The organism is Zhenhengia sp., from assembly GCF_046966505.1.
Taxonomy (GTDB): Bacteria; Bacillota; Clostridia; order Lachnospirales; family Cellulosilyticaceae; genus Zhenhengia; species Zhenhengia yiwuensis.
On record NZ_JBKVCH010000004.1, the window covers coordinates 21,241 to 38,587 of the forward strand.

At 36.2% G+C, this 17,347-nt stretch carries 20 protein-coding genes and 1 riboswitch; of the genes, 10 read left to right on the forward strand and 10 right to left on the reverse strand.

Going from position 1 to position 17,347, the window contains the following annotated elements:
- Positions 1-80: 80 nt before the first annotated feature.
- The 4 genes from ACLTBU_RS05785 to ACLTBU_RS05800 form a co-directional block, all read right to left on the reverse strand.
- Positions 81-527 (reverse strand): GNAT family N-acetyltransferase, encoded by a 447-nt coding sequence (locus ACLTBU_RS05785; RefSeq protein ID WP_412218083.1) that lies wholly within the window; start codon positions 525-527, stop codon positions 81-83.
- Between the two features lie 87 nt (positions 528-614).
- Complete coding sequence (locus tag ACLTBU_RS05790; protein WP_177671409.1) at positions 615-1,148, reverse strand: GNAT family N-acetyltransferase; 534 nt, start codon at positions 1,146-1,148, stop codon at positions 615-617.
- A 56-nt stretch (positions 1,149-1,204) separates the two neighbouring features.
- On the reverse strand, positions 1,205-1,864 hold the full coding sequence (locus ACLTBU_RS05795; RefSeq protein ID WP_177671408.1) for a GntR family transcriptional regulator: 660 nt from the start codon (positions 1,862-1,864) through the stop codon (positions 1,205-1,207).
- A 90-nt stretch (positions 1,865-1,954) separates the two neighbouring features.
- Positions 1,955-3,223 carry a hypothetical protein gene (locus tag ACLTBU_RS05800; protein WP_337530623.1) on the reverse strand — a complete coding sequence of 423 codons (1,269 nt, stop codon included), beginning with the start codon at positions 3,221-3,223 and terminating at the stop codon, positions 1,955-1,957.
- Between the two features lie 140 nt (positions 3,224-3,363).
- Positions 3,364-3,472, forward strand: a riboswitch (TPP riboswitch).
- Between the two features lie 85 nt (positions 3,473-3,557).
- Here ACLTBU_RS05800 and thiC point away from each other — a divergent pair.
- The 5 genes from thiC to thiD are packed head-to-tail and all read left to right on the forward strand — an operon-like array spanning position 3,558 to position 7,609.
- Positions 3,558-4,862: a phosphomethylpyrimidine synthase ThiC gene (gene thiC, locus ACLTBU_RS05805; RefSeq protein WP_177671406.1), complete on the forward strand. Its 1,305-nt coding sequence runs from the start codon at positions 3,558-3,560 to the stop codon at positions 4,860-4,862.
- A 27-nt stretch (positions 4,863-4,889) separates the two neighbouring features.
- Positions 4,890-5,390 carry an energy coupling factor transporter S component ThiW gene (gene thiW / locus ACLTBU_RS05810; protein ID WP_249333315.1) on the forward strand — a complete coding sequence of 167 codons (501 nt, stop codon included), beginning with the start codon at positions 4,890-4,892 and terminating at the stop codon, positions 5,388-5,390.
- Entirely contained in the window at positions 5,375-6,202 is an 828-nt protein-coding gene (gene thiM, locus ACLTBU_RS05815; protein WP_177671404.1) for a hydroxyethylthiazole kinase, read from the forward strand. The genes thiW and thiM overlap by 16 nt, the downstream gene beginning before the upstream one ends.
- Positions 6,177-6,818, forward strand: a complete 642-nt coding sequence (thiE, locus tag ACLTBU_RS05820; protein WP_177671403.1) for a thiamine phosphate synthase — start codon at positions 6,177-6,179, stop codon at positions 6,816-6,818. Before thiM ends, thiE begins: the two co-directional genes overlap by 26 nt.
- Positions 6,815-7,609 (forward strand): bifunctional hydroxymethylpyrimidine kinase/phosphomethylpyrimidine kinase, encoded by a 795-nt coding sequence (thiD, locus tag ACLTBU_RS05825; protein ID WP_412218087.1) that lies wholly within the window; start codon positions 6,815-6,817, stop codon positions 7,607-7,609. The genes thiE and thiD overlap by 4 nt, the downstream gene beginning before the upstream one ends.
- Before the next feature lie 46 nt (positions 7,610-7,655).
- Here thiD and ACLTBU_RS05830 read toward each other — a convergent pair whose 3' ends face one another.
- The 4 genes from ACLTBU_RS05830 to ACLTBU_RS05845 form a co-directional block, all read right to left on the reverse strand.
- Complete coding sequence (locus ACLTBU_RS05830; RefSeq protein WP_177671401.1) at positions 7,656-8,177, reverse strand: NUDIX domain-containing protein; 522 nt, start codon at positions 8,175-8,177, stop codon at positions 7,656-7,658.
- A gap of 216 nt (positions 8,178-8,393) precedes the next feature.
- Entirely contained in the window at positions 8,394-9,530 is a 1,137-nt protein-coding gene (locus ACLTBU_RS05835) for an isocitrate/isopropylmalate family dehydrogenase (protein WP_412218088.1), read from the reverse strand.
- A gap of 12 nt (positions 9,531-9,542) precedes the next feature.
- Positions 9,543-11,474 (reverse strand): aconitate hydratase, encoded by a 1,932-nt coding sequence (locus tag ACLTBU_RS05840; RefSeq protein ID WP_412218089.1) that lies wholly within the window; start codon positions 11,472-11,474, stop codon positions 9,543-9,545.
- Positions 11,475-11,562: 88 nt separating this feature from the next.
- The gene (locus tag ACLTBU_RS05845) at positions 11,563-12,930 is read right to left on the reverse strand and encodes a 2-isopropylmalate synthase (protein WP_249333320.1); all 1,368 of its coding nucleotides are present in this window, start codon (positions 12,928-12,930) and stop codon (positions 11,563-11,565) included.
- 173 nt (positions 12,931-13,103) lie between these two features.
- Here ACLTBU_RS05845 and ACLTBU_RS05850 point away from each other — a divergent pair, with 173 nt between their 5' ends.
- The 3 genes from ACLTBU_RS05850 to ACLTBU_RS05860 all read left to right on the forward strand — a co-directional run bounded on the left by ACLTBU_RS05850 (position 13,104) and on the right by ACLTBU_RS05860 (position 14,148).
- Positions 13,104-13,349, forward strand: a complete 246-nt coding sequence (locus ACLTBU_RS05850; protein ID WP_249333321.1) for a hypothetical protein — start codon at positions 13,104-13,106, stop codon at positions 13,347-13,349.
- 335 nt (positions 13,350-13,684) lie between these two features.
- On the forward strand, positions 13,685-13,900 hold the full coding sequence (locus ACLTBU_RS05855) for a hypothetical protein (RefSeq protein ID WP_177671396.1): 216 nt from the start codon (positions 13,685-13,687) through the stop codon (positions 13,898-13,900).
- A gap of 35 nt (positions 13,901-13,935) precedes the next feature.
- Positions 13,936-14,148 (forward strand): chorion class high-cysteine HCB protein 13, encoded by a 213-nt coding sequence (locus tag ACLTBU_RS05860; protein WP_177671388.1) that lies wholly within the window; start codon positions 13,936-13,938, stop codon positions 14,146-14,148.
- 204 nt (positions 14,149-14,352) lie between these two features.
- Here ACLTBU_RS05860 and ACLTBU_RS05865 read toward each other — a convergent pair whose 3' ends face one another.
- Both ACLTBU_RS05865 and ACLTBU_RS05870 read right to left on the reverse strand, forming a co-directional pair.
- Positions 14,353-14,745 carry a hypothetical protein gene (locus ACLTBU_RS05865; protein ID WP_177671395.1) on the reverse strand — a complete coding sequence of 131 codons (393 nt, stop codon included), beginning with the start codon at positions 14,743-14,745 and terminating at the stop codon, positions 14,353-14,355.
- Between the two features lie 66 nt (positions 14,746-14,811).
- On the reverse strand, positions 14,812-16,221 hold the full coding sequence (locus tag ACLTBU_RS05870; RefSeq protein ID WP_412218090.1) for a glycosyl hydrolase family 18 protein: 1,410 nt from the start codon (positions 16,219-16,221) through the stop codon (positions 14,812-14,814).
- 163 nt (positions 16,222-16,384) lie between these two features.
- Here ACLTBU_RS05870 and ACLTBU_RS05875 point away from each other — a divergent pair, with 163 nt between their 5' ends.
- A complete protein-coding gene (locus ACLTBU_RS05875; RefSeq protein ID WP_177671393.1) occupies positions 16,385-16,945 on the forward strand; it encodes a hypothetical protein in 561 nt (186 codons plus the stop codon).
- 14 nt (positions 16,946-16,959) lie between these two features.
- Entirely contained in the window at positions 16,960-17,238 is a 279-nt protein-coding gene (locus ACLTBU_RS05880; RefSeq protein ID WP_177671392.1) for a hypothetical protein, read from the forward strand.
- Positions 17,239-17,347 lie beyond the last annotated feature (109 nt).

A 17,347-nucleotide genomic window follows, 5' to 3' on the forward strand; every position in this document is an offset into this window, starting at 1 on the left:
AAATATGAATATTATATTAGGTTAAAAGACCAGTAACATAATGTTACTGGTCTTTTATTTGTAGTATATAGAAATTAGCATTATAGGCTATATTCCATAATAAGTAAACCCTTTTCACTAAACTTATTTGTACTAACAAATCCAACTTTTTTATAAAGATGAATTGCATGCGTATTTTTCATAGCCACATGAATTCTTACAACTTCAAACTTTTTCTCTTCACGAAAAATATCAAGAGCTAATCTCACAGCTTGTGTTGCAATTCCTTTACGCTGATAAGATTTATCAATTATCAAATTTGTAAACATATAATAATCATCATACACAGAAAAGTCTAGTCTTATCATACCAACTACTCTATTATCATCACTAATACAATATAATTTACTTTTATCCTTGAATGATGCATATGCAGCTTGCAACAACGACCATACAGGTGAATTTGTAAATTCACACTGTTCTTGTGTACACATCAACCCAGAACATGCTTCATAATTATTTTCATTAATATCAGAAAGTTTAACCATAATATTTACCTCTTCAAATATAAATAACAAGAAATCTATAATAAATTAAAACTTCATATTAAAGTACATAATTTACTATTTCATAATTTATAAACATCTTCCCATTTCTAACCTTACTTCTTTTTGCTCTGTATCTCTATTAGAGTAAGCTGTTAAGTCACACCCTATTAAAGTAAAACCGCATCTCCTATAGAACTTAATCGCAGGTGCATTACAGCTCTGCGTTTCTAAGACTATAGCCCTTGCCTTAATGTTCTTTCCATGTTCTATAGCTTTATCCATTAAAATCTTCCCTATGCCTTGATAACGATAAGGTTTTTCTACAAAAATATTCGAAATCCTTAACCTGTTATTCCACTTCTCATGACTTAGCTCAATAAAGCCAACTAACTTATCTTGTTTAAAAGCACCTAATAACATAGGGTCCTCTAAGAAGTCTTCTAAAAGCACTGATTCAAACTGCTTTTGTATAGCTTTCTCAAAAGACTTCTTAATAAAACGTAGTCCCCATTCCTCTTCTTTCTCAGTGGCTTCTATATCAAAGTAATGTGTAGTCTCATATTGAAATAGAAACTTCTTCCCTTTATAAGATTCATCTAATTCTCTAATCTCTACGTTCATTTAAATTCCCCCTCTTTTATATAACATAAAAGGCGAAGCACTACTGCTTCACCTTTTTACTTATTATTAATATGCAAGTTATGCTCTACATTTTGAATATGTTTTTCTACTAACTTTTCTGCAAGTTCACCATTTCTTGCTTTAAGTGCTTCGTAAATACCTTCATGCTCTTTTAAAACTTCTTTTGGTCTACCTGGTGTAGAAATAGAAGTTTTTCTTGCTTGCTGAATATAAGAATGAAAATCTGAAAGCATATGATTAAGTGTCTTGCTATGCGTTGCATTATATATAATATCATGGAACTTATGATCTAACTCTTTGAGTTGATTCACTTCATTTTTTTCTACATAAAACGAAGTCAGCGCTAAAATCTCTTCCATCTCTTGTAAATCTTGTTCTGTAATACGTTCTGCTGCTTTTCTCGCTGCTAAACCTTCAAGTCTTGAACGAATAAGATAAATATCTTCAACGTCCTCTTGTGTAATCCCTGCTACGACTGTTTCTTTATTAGGTATGGATTGTACTAAGCCTTCTAGCTCAAGCTGTCTAATAGCTTCTCTTACAGGCGTACGACTTACACCTAACTCCGTTGCAATTGTACTTTCTCTAAGCACATCCCCAGGTTTGTAACTTCCTTCTAGAATAGCTTCCCTGATTGTGTTAAACACTTTACCTCTAAGAGAAGCTTTATCTGATACACCAATATTGTATCCCACTTTAATCCTCCTTACCCGCACCCATTCGTACGCGTATCTATGTATACAAACCTTATTCTAACAAATTCTATGAAAAGTGCAATTGTTTTTTTAGTAGGCAACCCATTTATCATCTTTATCCTTGTAAGAAACAAGACTTTCCTCTAACACTCTATCTTTAAGCTTATATTCTTCCCCATCTATACTTAATGTCATCACCCATCTTAAAGCAATCTTATACCCTACATTTTGCATCTTGCCTGTATCGTTTACTTCCCTATTCGTTAAATGGACAATCTCTAACACGCTAGCCTCTAAATCTCCATTTTCTGTAACCTCTACCTGCTCTAGCTCTACTTCCATTTGAGCATTTTGAACATCTTTATTTTTAATGAACCAGTCTTCAAATTCTCCTATTATGGATTCCCTACTCTCTGAAACCACATGATTTTCTAAGTTCTTACTGTTATGTCCTTTTATTCCTTTTATATAAGCTGCGTAAAAAGTATTAATACTTTGATTAAACCTTTCACTACCAGTCTTAGAAAGCTTAAAATCCTCTATAACAAACTGCTTCTTTTCATTTGAGATGGTAATTTCACTCTCATAAGTTTCAATATTACCATAAATATCATAGATTTTTAAAGGATATGTCCCCTCTAATACCTGTTCAAAATCAACACTCCCTTCCCAGTTAGCCTGCTTCTCACCACCTAATTCTACTATCGTCCCTGGAATAGTCTCAATATGAACTCCCACCGTTTGGTAAGGTATCTTTATCTCTGTCTGGGTAGGCACCTCTATATCTGTAATATAATCACTACATATTTCATTTGGAAAAGCTATACGTACAGTATAATGACCTGGTAACACATTTTTTACAATGTATTTATTGTTTTCCTTTTGTGTAACAGGTTCATCATTAAACCATACAGTAGACCCTAAAGGTGTATAAATATTAACATCCTCTATTCTAAAAGGAAATACAACCTGCCACTTATCCTCTACTTTTACCACACTTAAAGTGCTGGTTACGTTCTGCCCCGCAAAACTATACCTCACTTCATAAAAAGCTTTTGCTTCATTTCCTGTTTGCTCCCCTATCTGTCCTCTACCTTCTTCCATTTTGACGAATCCTTTTTCCTCAAAATAGTTACTTAAATACTGTGCCATTTCTACATCATTAAAATCATGTAATCGCTCATCCTCATAAAACAGAGAAGCTGCCGATACATAGTCCCTACTATTAAGTGCTTTCATATATGCGTTTACAATATAACGTGGCTTCCCCTTATAATCATTAAAAAGACACCATGCAGTACCTAAACTAAGAACAATTAAAGCCATTGTCACTAGAAGTACCTTCTTATTCGTTTTCATTAGTTTCCCCCCATATATGTGGATATCGTTTAGTATAACTATATGATACGGTTGTCCTATTTATGCTCAGTCATTCTAAAAATATTAATTTCTTAAAATTGTTTAATACTCAATAATTTTATGATAAAATATAAAAAAATAGCAAAACCTGGGGAGCTCGTGTGCGGGCTGAGAGGAAGTCATCAACTTCGACCCTTTAAACCTGATTTGGGTAATGCCAACGTAGGGAACAAGGTTAGTCATAGCATAGCATATTACTAAGCGAAACTTGTCTACGGGTAGGTTTCGCTATTTTTATACCTAAAATTAAACTTTAATCAAGGAGGAACAAACTATGCATTACACAACTCAAATAGATGCAGCCAAAAAGGGAATTCTTACACCCCAAATGCATCATGTAGCATCCTATGAAAACATATGCCCTGAAACTTTACGAGAACTTGTTGCTAAGGGACATGTTGCTATTCCAGCTAACAAAAATCACATATGCCTTACACCTTATGGTATAGGACACAAACTTAAAACTAAAATTAATGTCAATTTAGGTACTTCAAAAGACTGCCTCAATCTAGATGTAGAAATGGAAAAGGTAATGACTGCTATAGACTTAGGTGCTGAATCTATCATGGACCTAAGCTCTTTTGGAGATACAGCAGCTTTTAGAAGAAAACTTACCAAGGAATGCCCTGCTATTATCGGAACTGTACCTATCTATGATGCTGTTGTCTACTATAACAAGCCTTTAAAAAAAATCACTTCTGATGAATGGATTGAGATTGTGCGTATGCATGCCGAAGATGGAGTAGACTTTATGACCATTCACTGCGGCATTAACCGTGATACAGCCAACTCTTTCAAACAAACAAAACGTCACACTAATATTGTTTCTAGAGGTGGCTCTATTATCTTTGCTTGGATGGAGCTTACTGGGCTCGAGAACCCATTCTTTGAAAGATATGATGAAATTCTAGATATCTGCGCCGCTTATGACGTTACCTTAAGTCTCGGCGATGCATGTAGACCTGGCAGTATTGAAGATGCTGGAGATGTCTCTCAAATTAAAGAACTTGTAGCATTAGGTGAACTTACACAGCGTGCGTGGGACCGTAATGTTCAAGTCATTATAGAAGGCCCTGGCCATATGCCACTTAATCAAATCCAAGCCAATATGGAAATTCAGCAGACCATCTGCAAAGGTGCACCATTCTATGTGCTTGGGCCTTTGGTAACAGATGTAGCACCAGGCTACGACCATATTACAGCTGCTATTGGTGGCGCGATCGCTGCGACTTATGGAGCCTCTTTTCTTTGCTATGTGACACCAGCCGAACACCTTAGACTCCCAACTGTTGATGATGTTAAGGAGGGTATTATTGCTTCTAAAATAGCCGCTCATGCTGCCGACGTAGCGAAAGGGCTTCCTGGTGCAAAAGATTGGGATTACGCTATGAGTGAAGCAAGAAGAAACTTAGACTGGGAAAGACAGTTTGACCTTGCTATAGACCCTAATAAAGCGAGAGATTACCGCACTTCTAGTACTCCAGAGCGTGAAGATACTTGTACTATGTGTGGTAAAATGTGCGCTGTACGTAACATTAATAAAATTCTTCGCGGCGAAGATGTCGATATTATGGACTAAAACATTCGAAGAAAGAAGGAATCTTTAATGAAAGTTAGAAAGCTTACACTTGCAGGTTTATTAATTGCTTTAGGCGTTATATGTTCAGCTTTTTATATTCCACTTGGAGCTGCTAAGTGCTTCCCTGTACAACATATGATTAACGTTATAAGTGGCGTTATTCTAGGTCCTTTTTACGGCCTAGGTGTAGCCTTTTGTATCTCTCTTTTAAGAGTACTCTCTGGTACTGGTACACTACTTGCTTTTCCTGGTAGTATGATTGGCGCCTTCCTCTGCGGCTTATTATATATGAAAACACAAAAATTACATATGGCTTATATCGGTGAAATCATTGGTACAGGTATTATTGGCGGGCTTGTAGCATTCCCTATGGCTACACTTATTATGGGTAAAGAAGCAGCACTTTTTGCCTATGTTATGCCTTTTATGATTAGCTCATTAGGAGGCGCAACTATTTCTATTATGGTCCTTAATGTATTACGTAAAACAAAAGTATGGCAAGAGTGGCTAACATGTTTAAGCAAATAGCTAGTAAGGTCCACGAAGTACGTCCACTTATTCATTGTATTACCAATTATGTAAGTGCCAATGACTGCGCTAATGTACTTCTAGCTTGTGGTGCTTCTCCTATTATGGCTGATGATGTACATGAAGTAGAAGAAATTACAGCATCTGCACAGGCTCTTGTCCTTAATTTAGGTACACCTAATGAATCTAAATTTATCAGTATGCTAAAGGCAGGTCAAAAAGCTAATAACCTTGGTATACCTGTTATCTTTGACCCCGTTGGCATAGGTGCATCCCAATTTCGAAAAGATTTAGCTAAGACATTACTAAAAGAAGTTTCTTTTTCTGTTATTAGGGGCAATGCCTCTGAAATCACTACGCTTGCTACTTGGCAAAATCATTCCTCTTGTATAGATACCAACGCTTTAAAGAGGTCTTCTTATGATATGCTTATTGAACTTGCTAAAAACCTTAGTGAAAAGCTTGGTTCCATTATTGTCATAAGTGGTGAGGAGGATATTATTTCTTCTCCTCATATCACTTACAGGGTATTCCACGGACATCCTGCCATGAGCACTATTACAGGTACCGGCTGTATGCTTACTAGCCTTATTGGTGCTTACTGTGGTGCAAATCCAACTCAGTTGCTCCAAGCTACTTTAGCCGCCACATTAGCCATGGGACTTAGTGGTGAGCAAGCTTATAGTAAGCTTTGTCAAATTCAAGGTGGGACTGGATCTATGCATATCCTACTTATAGATGCCATAAGCTTACTAGATTTCTCTAAAGTTGAAGGAGGATTAAACTATGAACTTTACGAAAAGCTATCTTAAACTCTATGCTGTAACTGACCGCACCTGGCTCAAGGGCCAAACATTAGCCTTCCAAATAGAAGAAGCTCTAAAAGGTGGTGTAACTATTGTCCAATTACGTGAAAAAGGGTTATCTACAAAAGCATTTGTTCAAGAAGCACTTGCTATAAAAGCTATTACCACACGTTACAATGTACCACTTATTATTAATGATAATGTAGAAGTTGCTCTTCTAAGTGATGCAGATGGTGTCCATCTAGGTTTAGATGATATGAGTGTGTCCAAGGCACGTACTCTACTAGGCCCTGATAAAATCATCGGTGCTTCTGCAAGAACTATAGAACGTGCTTTGGAAGCTGAATCTGAAGGTGCTACTTATTTAGGCGTAGGTGCCATCTTTGGTACTACAACTAAGCAAGATGCTAAAACCATTACACTGGATTTACTTCACTCTATATGTCTAGCTACTGCCATACCTGTAGTAGCCATTGGTGGTATTAATGAAGCTAATCTACTTCAACTTAAGGGTTTAGGTATTAGTGGTGTAGCAGTCATCTCTTCCCTTTTTGCTAAAACTGATATATACGTAGCAGCTCAAGCACTTAGTAAACTCTCTCAAGAGGTGATACAAATATGAAAGCCATCTTAACTATTGCCGGTTCAGATTGTAGCGGAGGTGCAGGTATTCAAGCAGACCTTAAAACTATCACTATGCATGGTTTATATGGTATGAGTGCTATTACAGCACTTACTGCCCAAAATACGCAGGGTATCACTTCTATCTTAGAAGTTCCCCCAGACTTTCTTTCAAAGCAGCTTGAATGTATCTTTCAAGATATTTTGCCTCATGCTGTTAAAATTGGTATGATTGCAAATAGCACTCTCATTGAAGTCATTGCTTACTATCTAGATAAGTATAGACCAGCACACATTGTTATAGACCCTGTTATGTCTGCTACAACGGGTAGCTCTTTAAATAGTACCAGTTCAAAAGAAGCACTTATTACTCAGCTCTTTCCACTTGCATCACTTATTACACCTAACTTACATGAATTGCAACAACTATCGTTTAATAATCCTATTCACACTAAAATCCAGATGTTGGAATGTGCTAAGGAATTATCTCTTCATATGGGTAAACCTATCTTAGCAAAGGGGGGGCATCTTGAAGAAAGCGCAAGTGACCTCCTATACCTTCCTAATGGCACCTCCTACTGGTTTGAAACAGAGAAAATTAATAATCCTAATACACATGGTACAGGCTGTACACTTTCCTCTGCTATTGCCTGTAACTTGGCACTAGGACATACACTTCCAATAAGTATTCAATATGCTAAAGATTATGTAACAGGTGCTATTTCCGATGGACTTAACTTAGGCTATGGCAATGGTCCCCTTAATCATTGTTACAAAATACAGCAAGTATAAAACAAAAGACTGTTGCACGAACTCGTTCATGCAACAGTCTTTTTGCCTAATAAATACTTGTCTTTTCTAAATAGTTTTTAAGTTCATCTCTTAAAGCTAAAAACTTCTCTGCAATTGGAAGACCAACTTCGCCTCTATCCACCATTTGGTCTAGCTCTTCTAACGTGACCCACTTAGCTGCTACAGTCTCTCCTTCCTGCATGACAAGTTCTTCTATGGATCTATCTACTCTTACGATATACGTATCACTGAAAGTATCCTCAGTTCTTTCTGTTTTAAATAAGATAAGCTCTTCTTCTGCTACATCAATACCTGTTTCTTCAAAAAGCTCTCTTTTAGCACCCTGTAAACTTGCTTCCCCCGCGCGTACACATCCACCTGTATTTTCCCAGCAATCTGGATAAAAATCTTTATCTGGATGTCTAAGAGTGAGCAGAATCTCATTTTGACTATTAATCGTCCAAATTCCTACTACAACATGATAGTGTCCCTTGGCTATTTCCTCTCCTCTATAATGTACTTTATTTAAAGGTTGTCTGTTTTCATCAAATAGGTCCCATTTTTCCATGACTGCCTATCTCTCCTGTCCATACTTAGTCTATAGACCTACTATTATACCTTTAAATAGCTCCTTTTTCTATAATGTTTTTCGCATTTAAATTTCTACTTCGCTACCTGCTCGTAAATAGTGAATCTGTTGTCCTAAAATCTAAAAAGCCCTGTAAGTTACTAAAAATGAATAACTTACAGGGCTTTTTCACTCTCTTATATACACTTTATCAACTTATAAATTTCGAATGACACAATCTGCAAATTCTGCTCCTGTTGCGCCATCGCTACGTCCAGTCATCTTTACTTTACTATTCGCCACTTTAAGTGCTGCAAGTACTCTATCTGCTTTATCTGCATGACCAATATGACGAAGTAAGAGCTCTGCTGCTTTAATCATACTTGCAGGGTTAGCATACTGTGCTCTACCTGTTTCTACCATACGTGGCGCACTACCATGGATGGCTTCAAACATAGAATAGCGATTCCCAATGTTTGCACTACCAGCAGTACCTACCCCTCCTTGGATTTGTGCTGCCTCATCTGTAATAATATCTCCATATAAGTTAGGTAATACAAAAACTTCAAAACCACTTCTTACTTTCTCATTAATCAGGTTAGCTGAAATAATATCTACAAACCAGTCATCTACTTGAATTTCAGGATAATCCTTTGCCACTTCATAACAAAGCTCAAGGAATTTACCATCAGTCTTTTTTAATATATTGGCTTTTGTAATAATCGCTACACGCTTTTTGCCATTATTACGTGCAAAGTCAAAAGCAGCTTTTGCAATACGCTTAACACCTTGGGTTGTAATCACTCTAAAATCAAAAGAGATATCTTTATCAATATGGATACCACGGCTACCTAATACATATTCACCTTCAGTATTTTCACGGAAGAATGTCCAATCAATACCAAGCTCTGGTACACTTACAGGACGTACATTAGCAAAAAGGTCCAGTTCACGCCTCATTGCTACATTAGCACTTTCAATATTAGGGCCATCTCCTTTAGAAGGTGTTGTTGTAGGTCCCTTTAAAATCACATGACACGCTTTAAGTTCTGCTAAAACATCATCTGGAATGGCTTTATTTACTGCAATACGATTTTCTATTGTAAGACCTTCAATATCCCTAAAATCTATTTTACCACTAGCAACCTCATCTTTAAGAACTGCTTTAAGTACACGCTCTGCCTGCGCTGTAATAGCCGGCCCTATACCATCTCCACCACAGCATCCTATAATAAGTTTATCTAATGCCTGATAGTCTACAGGGCCTTCGTCCTGTTTCATACGTTCTACACGTTTAAGTTGTTCTTCTACAATTTGTGCAAAGTGCTCTTTTGCCATCTGTAATTTATCCATTTTTATTCCCCCCTATCGCTTTGCTAACTCTTTAATCCTATTAATTTTTCCACCTAAAAGTAACATTTTTCTTTCCCTATCAGATACTTCTAGCTTGACTGTATAGGTAAGGTTCTTTGTTTTATTAATTACTGTTAAACGCTCTTTTCCAGCTACCTGCTTCTTAACTTCTGGAATCTCTAATTCATCCATAACTTCAATAGTCTCATAGTCTTTCGGATTTTCAAATACAAGTGGCAATATACCTGAGTTAATCAGATTCGCTTTATGTATGCGTGCAAAGCTCTTTGTAATAACTGCTTTTATCCCTAACTGAAGTGGCGCCAGTGCAGCATGCTCTCTAGATGAACCTTGACCATAGTTATCTCCACCTACAATCATACCACCGCCTTGCTCTATAGCACGCTTTGGAAATTCCTGATCACATGGAGCTAGGCAGAAGTTAGCTAAATAAGGTACATTGGAACGGAAAGGTAAAAGACTTGCATTAGAAGGCATAATATGGTCTGTTGTAATATTATCTCCTACTTTAATAAGCACCTTACCCTCACAAGTTTCAAGCACAGTATTAAGTGGAAATGGTTTAATATTAGGTCCCCTTACTACTTCTACAGTCTCTGGATGCTCACTTGGTTTAATAACCATGTTATCATTGACTACAAAGGTCTGCGGCATTTCTACTGCAATATCTAAGTCTCCATTCTCTAAAGGTGATGTTAATACACCTGTAAGTGCACTCACCGCTGCTGTCTCTGGGCTTACTAAGTAAACACTTGCTGAAGTTGTGCCACATCTTCCTTTAAAGTTACGATTAAAGGTACGTAAGGAAACAGCATCTGTTGCAGGCGCCTGCCCCATTCCAATGCAAGGTCCACATCCTGATTCTAATATTCTTGCACCTGCTGCTACTAAATGAGCTAAAGCACCATTTTGTGCAAGCATGGTGAGTACTTGTTTAGAGCCTGGTGAAATAACTAAACTTACTTCTGGATGTATAGTCTTTCCCTTTAAAATTTTAGCTACTCTCATTAAATCTAGATAAGAACCATTTGTACAGCTTCCAATAGCTATTTGGTCTACTTTCTGACCAGCTACTTCTTTAACAGCTTTCACAAGATCTGGACTATGAGGAAGAGCGACTAATGGCTCAAGTTCATCTAAATGAATCACTATCTTTTCATCATATGCTGCATCATTATCAGGCATAAGCTTTGTAAATACTTCTGCTCTATCTTGCGCTTTAAGGAACCTTTCGGTAACTTCATCACTTGGGAATATTGAAGTTGTTGCCCCAAGCTCAGCACCCATATTCGTAATGGTTGCACGCTCTGGTACAGTAAGATGCTTGATCCCTTCTCCTGTATACTCAATAACTTTGCCTACACCCCCCTTTACACTTAATCGTCTTAGCACTTCTAAAATAATATCTTTAGCGGATACAAAAGGTCTAAGTTTACCTGTCAGTTCTATATTGACAACATGGGGCATTGTAATATAGTAAGTGCCTCCCCCCATTGCTACAGCTACATCAAGTCCACCTGCACCTATAGCAATCATACCTATACCGCCACCAGTAGGTGTATGACTGTCAGAACCTAGAAGGGTCTGCCCTGGAATACCAAAACGTTCTACATGCACCTGATGACAAATACCATTACCCGGTTTTGAAAAATAAATGCCATGTTTATATGCAACAGTTTGAATATACTTATGATCATCTGCATTCTCAAAACCTTGTTGCAGCATATTATGATCAATATAGGCCACTGAACACTTCGTCCTAACAGTATCAATATCCATTGCTTCAAACTGTAGGTACGCCATTGTCCCCGTTGAATCCTGTGTAAGCGTTTGGTCAATACGAATACCTATTTCATTTCCTCTAATCAGCTCCCCTTCTACAAGGTGAGCTTTAAGAATTTTCTCTGTTAATGTAAGTCCCATGCTTTCCCTCCTATTTTATAATCTATACAAAATATTATATATAATTAAGAAATTTTAATCTATTGTTATTTTTCCCCAACCCCTTATTCTAGTCCGTTATCTTTTCATATACGTGAATAAGTTCTTCTAACTCTTCATCTGTAATAACAGTGACTCTTCCCTGTGCATACTGCTCATCTACCCAGTCCTTAAGATAAATACAAAGTGGGTTATTCTTATCTATACCTTTATACGCATATAAAGCAGGGTTACTATTCATCCAATGTGCAATACCAGCTAGCCCTGATGTATTACTAATAGCTACACGTGGTGGTCTATTTAGTATTTTACCTGTATCAAAAATATTATAAATCTCTTCATTCTTTAGGAGACCATCTGCATGAATACCCGCGCGCGTTACATTAAAGTTTTTCCCTACAAAAGGTGTTCTTGGCGGAATAACTTCACCTACTTCTCTTTCATAATACTCAGCCAGTTCTGTAATAGCTGTAGGATCCATCCCATCTAAAGTGCCCTTAAGCTGTGCGTACTCAAATACCATGGCTTCAAGAGGTGTATTACCTGTTCTTTCTCCTATACCAAATAATGAGCAGTTTACAGCACTTGCACCATATAACCATGCTGTTGTAGAGTTAGCTACTGCACGGTAAAAGTCATTATGTCCATGCCATTCTAAAAGTGCATGAGGAACATCTGCATCTTTATGAAGATTATAAATAATACCATGTACACTTCTTGGAATCATAGCCCCTGGATAACTAACACCATATCCCATCGTGTCGCAAGCACGAATTTTAATCGGTACGCCTGTTTCTCCCATTAACTTCATAAGCTCTCTTGCAAATGGAATAACAAAATGAAATATATCCGCTCTTGTAATATCTTCAAAATGACAGCGAGGTTTAACACCTGCCTCAATACAGTCTTTCACAACACCAAGATAATGTTCTATAGCTTCTCCCCTCTTCATATGCAACTTATGGAAGATATGATAATCAGAGCAGCTTACTAAAATTCCCGTTTCCTTAATACCCATTTCTTTTACAAACTGAAAGTCTTTCTTTGAAGCTCTAATCCAAGAGGTGACCTCTGGGAAATCATAGCCTAAATTCATACATTCTAAAGCAGCTCTTCGGTCCTGCTCACTATATAAAAAAAACTCAGTCTGTCTTATGATCCCCTTTGGTCCACCTAAACGATTAAGCAACTTATAAATTTTCACAATTTGATCTGCTGTATAAGGGGCTCTTGACTGCTGACCATCTCTAAAAGTTGTATCTGTAATCCATATTTCTGAAGGCATATTCACTGGAACATGCACATTATTGAAAGCTATCTTAGGTATCTCCTCATAAGGATAGAATTCTCTAAACATCCTTGCCTCATCTACTTCCTTTAATTGATAGCGGTGCTCTGGTAATTCTAATAGATTTGATTTTTTATCCAATTCAAACATACTGCTTCCCCCTTTTGAAGTTAAATTTCATTGATCAATTAAATTTCTGAAAATTTATATAGGTATAATTGTATACAATTGTTCTTCATCTGTCAACAATATTTTTATTTGTATATAATTTAATACAATTTCATAAACTAATACAAACATATACCTTTTTAGGAGGCTGCATTATGCGTACTTTTATCCCAGGTGAATATAATCACCAAGATATTGATCCTCATTTTTTAAATTCAAATATAAACAGTACTTCTCACCCCCAGTTCAATATGAAATCTGATTGTAAATCTAAATCTGAATCTGATCTAAAATCTGAATCTCATTCAACTCCTAGCTCTGCATCCCTTGAAACAAATGACTTCCTTCTCCCACTCATTTTCCTTTTACTTTATTTAATGGAAAATGAAGAAAATAAGTAACATTTTTTACCATAGTTCATAAGATATTATTGTAGTAATTAATCTTAACTACTTCAATCAACATCCTTTAAGTTTAAAGAAAGGTGTGGTAACTATATGTGCAACAGCACGTAGATTTGGATTATCATTATCTTCTTACTTTGCAGTGGTTGCCTCGACAATCTATTAGACTATTTAGCAGAGTGCTTCCATATGGACAGATGCCTTGTTATTGTTCTCTTCATTGTTTTTGTCTACTGCTTCTGTAATACAGGATCAATTTGCTAAGGATGATGTATTTTTCGCCTTATAGCCTAATAAAATAGTTGTAACTCTATAAATCTAGGAGGCTTTGTATGGCACTCAACTATTTTTATAATGCACAACTTCAAGAATCACCTGAAGCATCACGACCCGCATCAGGTAACCATTCTGAATGGCTATGGCTTATGTTATTAGTTTTTTTATTCTTAACTCATAATGATTTAAACACTTGTAGACACGGTGAAAACTCTACTAATCTGATTGTTATCCTTGTCATACTCTTCTTCTTCACCAAGGCTACTTGTTAACTTTATAATTACTCAAAATTCAGGAGGTATATTTTATGAACTCATGTTTCGGTTTAGATAATTGTTGGATTTGGATCATCATCATCTTCTTACTCGTATGCTGCTGTGGTGGCAATGGATTTGGAAACTTATTTGGTGGTTGCGGCAATGGCTGTGGCAATAGCTGTGGTGGCTCAGACTGGACTATCTGGATTATTATCATCATCATTTTCTTCTGTTGCTTCCAAAATAACGGATCATTCTGCTAATCCTAAATTGTAAATAAATAAATAAATAAATAACAAGAGGGTTAATTAGATAAATCTAATTAACCCTCTTCTTTAATTGGTCAAAAAAAATGTAACTTACATCAAAACATTTCTTCTCCTTTTATACTGTAGTAAAATAGAACTTTTCTAGCATAGAACAAAAGAGTGTCCTCTTATGGACACTCCTACCATTAGAACCTATTTCTAATGGTTCTCTATTGAACTCATAATTTTAAATAACAGTACTTTTACAATAGTTTCTTTTATAAATTGATCACTATTTAGGCCATCTTGACGCATACCTTCTACAGGTGGTGTCAAGGGGCCTATTAGTCTAGGTAGCATAGCCTGTGCTACTTGCTCATATCGCATCAAACGGCTTACCTGAGTAAGTATATCTTTTTTATCATCTGGTGTAAAAGGTATAAGCGCTTCAATAAGCTGAGCTTCTCTAGACATGTGCCCTTTGCATTGCTGTTCACATCTAAAAACTTCTTTGGTTAAATCATTGATGTACGTCTTAGTCATATAACTTTTTATAAGTTTCGCTATCTCATTTAAATCCCTGTCTATATTAATACGTAGTAATGGATCCATAAATCTCCTACCTCTTTTATAGGTTCATTACTAGTGTATTCTTTAAAACCTTTAAAAATGACTTTCTTATCCTTCATAAAAAGGAATCATGCCCAATCGCCAATAAGAAATGCCTTGAATGCCAAATAATTTAGCTAAATCCGTTTTTGCCTTCACACTCTTATTATTTTCGTACCAGATTATATTTCTAATACCATTTTCTTCATAGACTGCATAAGGATTTTGGTAAGTCTCATCATAAAGTGATTGTGTAATCGAGTTCTTTAGCCTTGCATAAATTTTATCATAAGTAGGTGTATAAGCCTTGCTATTTATTACCTTTCCTTCTTTTGTCTGCCATTGGAGAGCTCCATAGGAAATTTGAAGTACAATTTTGCTTTTATCCTGTATACCTGTAGCACTATTAGTAATGGCAGCAAAAGAAGCATATACTTCGTTAATAGGTGTAAGTGGTGTTATGATGCGCCCTATTTCTTGTTCAAAAGGTGTAAGTGACTTAGTTGAATAATCATGTGCCATTAAAATAACTTTGTCTGCATATTCTCCTATTCCTCTATAGTCATAGCCTTTAAAGTGTATAGTAGGTGGGACCGCCACATTAAGCTTTTTATTATGAAGTTTTAACTGCGTTTTTAACTTACTTAAAAACTTAGTATATGGGATAGCTAAATCACTACTTATAAAGTTTTCAAAGTCAATAGTTACACCATCAAAGGCCCTGGTTACACCATCTTTTGTAATGCCATTACTTAAGTCTACAATCTGTTTAATGAGTTTATCTACCTGCGTCTCATTATTAAGAAGCTGCTTAGCCATTCCATTTTTGTCTTCAAAGAAAACCATAAGATAAGTTTCTACACCATTAGATTTTGCTAAATCGAGTGGTTTTTGAAAACCTGTGGGTACTTTAAAGTCTCCCTGGGTAGTCTGAATGCCAAAGCTTTGTTTTACTGCATCATAACCTACTTGCGCCCAACCAAAACTCACTGCATCATAAGTAGGTATAAGCTCCATCTGGCTACTAGAAGAAATAGCATAAAAAGCATGATTCCATGTTGCTTGCTTATTTAGCTTATTTTGGATTCTTTGGGTAATGATTTTAGCTTGCTCATAAGTCACTGGTTTTGTAGGCGTAAATAATCCTGTACCTGTGCCACTCATAATACCGAGTTGACTTACAATATGTATCTCTCCTTTATAAGCCGTTACATCCTTATAAAGTGTGCTATTTTTATAGTCTTTTGCAATACCTTCATAGCCCATGAGCTTAATAATCAGCGCTGCTGCCTTCTCTCTTGTAAGTAGTGCCTTAGAACTTTCATTTATATTTAATCTATTACTTGTATCAAGTGGTTTTAAAAGTTTAGTAAATTCTAATGTAGAAATATTGGTCACTTCTTGTGCATATACTCCTGTAGCTATACTAAGCATCATGCATAGGATTAGTACACGTAGTATATTTTTTACTTTTTTCATAGTCTCCCATCCTTTCTTTTTGCATCTTTCGTACTTCTTTCATTCTACTTACTTCTATTAAATTTATCAATAACAGATTTATGAATAAACTTTTATATCTTTTGTTCTATTTAAAGCTTATCCGGTCATATATTATAGAGATTCATAATAAGGAGGGGCCACTATGTCCATGTCACCAACACCTTATCGAAGTGGAAATAGACTTGATGATCAAGTTAACACAGAGTTTATGCGTGTTTGCAAATGCGTACTACCTTATTTAGATAGAGGTATGCAAAAAAATCTCGCTATTTCGCTTAAAGCTTTAGAACTTATTTCTGTTATGCAACTTTATAGCGCTGAACCCCCAATAACCGAAGTACCCCTTATGCGTGGGGAGAACTGGGAAAATAATTTATTAAATGATGTACGTAATAATTTAGATTCAGATAAAACTTATATTATAGATGCTATGATGAAACTATCAGAGTTTAGAAACATTATGGCTCAAAGCAAAAATCCACCTGCTCCTGAAGTAGCTGACCCCATTAATTTTAATTCACTAGATCCTGCAAACGCAGAACCTACGGAAGAAGAACCTGTAAGAACAACGACTCAATCCCCACCACCACCAAGTTCACCTAATCCCGCTGATATGCTCAGCGCTATCTCACCTTTACTAGATGATAAACAAAAACAGATGCTTAATTTACTTTCAGCCTTTATGAAACCTAATAATGGATAATAGGAGGTAATACTATGAATAATATGAGAGGCTTTTATGACCATCCTGCCTTTGATGGCATTGATAAAAATTTCCTACTTAACGTAGACCGTACGCTTCGTAATATCTCAGGCAAAGACCCTACAGAAGTTCTTGCTGCTATTATGGCCATATCTAATGAGGCTAAACGCTACAACGTTCAGATGACACCAGAAAGACAACAGGCACTTATGATGCATTTACGTAATTGTCTTCCTGCTAATAAGCGTACTCAATTTGATTCTCTATTACGTATGATGATGTCAAATATGTAACTTGTCCTTTGACATGTTCTGAGGAATAGATGCATATACTAAACTAAATAGAAAGTTTAACTTTCCAATTTAGTCCTCCTTTTCTAAATAATAAAAAATCCCCCTGATT

Excerpts from the sequence above, each read along its gene's own strand:
- ACLTBU_RS05785 (WP_412218083.1), bottom strand. The coding sequence starts at position 527 with ATGGTTAAACTTTCTGATATTAATGAAAATAATTATGAAGCATGTTCT.
- ACLTBU_RS05790 (WP_177671409.1), bottom strand. The coding sequence starts at position 1,148 with ATGAACGTAGAGATTAGAGAATTAGATGAATCTTATAAAGGGAAGAAG.
- ACLTBU_RS05800 (WP_337530623.1), bottom strand. The coding sequence starts at position 3,223 with ATGAAAACGAATAAGAAGGTACTTCTAGTGACAATGGCTTTAATTGTT.
- thiC (WP_177671406.1), top strand. The coding sequence starts at position 3,558 with ATGCATTACACAACTCAAATAGATGCAGCCAAAAAGGGAATTCTTACA.
- thiW (WP_249333315.1), top strand. The coding sequence starts at position 4,890 with ATGAAAGTTAGAAAGCTTACACTTGCAGGTTTATTAATTGCTTTAGGC.
- thiM (WP_177671404.1), top strand. The coding sequence starts at position 5,375 with ATGTTTAAGCAAATAGCTAGTAAGGTCCACGAAGTACGTCCACTTATT.
- thiE (WP_177671403.1), top strand. The coding sequence starts at position 6,177 with ATGAACTTTACGAAAAGCTATCTTAAACTCTATGCTGTAACTGACCGC.
- thiD (WP_412218087.1), top strand. The coding sequence starts at position 6,815 with ATGAAAGCCATCTTAACTATTGCCGGTTCAGATTGTAGCGGAGGTGCA.
- ACLTBU_RS05830 (WP_177671401.1), bottom strand. The coding sequence starts at position 8,177 with ATGGAAAAATGGGACCTATTTGATGAAAACAGACAACCTTTAAATAAA.
- ACLTBU_RS05835 (WP_412218088.1), bottom strand. The coding sequence starts at position 9,530 with ATGGATAAATTACAGATGGCAAAAGAGCACTTTGCACAAATTGTAGAA.
- ACLTBU_RS05840 (WP_412218089.1), bottom strand. The coding sequence starts at position 11,474 with ATGGGACTTACATTAACAGAGAAAATTCTTAAAGCTCACCTTGTAGAA.
- ACLTBU_RS05845 (WP_249333320.1), bottom strand. The coding sequence starts at position 12,930 with ATGTTTGAATTGGATAAAAAATCAAATCTATTAGAATTACCAGAGCAC.
- ACLTBU_RS05850 (WP_249333321.1), top strand. The coding sequence starts at position 13,104 with ATGCGTACTTTTATCCCAGGTGAATATAATCACCAAGATATTGATCCT.
- ACLTBU_RS05855 (WP_177671396.1), top strand. The coding sequence starts at position 13,685 with ATGGCACTCAACTATTTTTATAATGCACAACTTCAAGAATCACCTGAA.
- ACLTBU_RS05860 (WP_177671388.1), top strand. The coding sequence starts at position 13,936 with ATGAACTCATGTTTCGGTTTAGATAATTGTTGGATTTGGATCATCATC.
- ACLTBU_RS05865 (WP_177671395.1), bottom strand. The coding sequence starts at position 14,745 with ATGGATCCATTACTACGTATTAATATAGACAGGGATTTAAATGAGATA.
- ACLTBU_RS05870 (WP_412218090.1), bottom strand. The coding sequence starts at position 16,221 with ATGAAAAAAGTAAAAAATATACTACGTGTACTAATCCTATGCATGATG.
- ACLTBU_RS05875 (WP_177671393.1), top strand. The coding sequence starts at position 16,385 with ATGTCCATGTCACCAACACCTTATCGAAGTGGAAATAGACTTGATGAT.
- ACLTBU_RS05880 (WP_177671392.1), top strand. The coding sequence starts at position 16,960 with ATGAATAATATGAGAGGCTTTTATGACCATCCTGCCTTTGATGGCATT.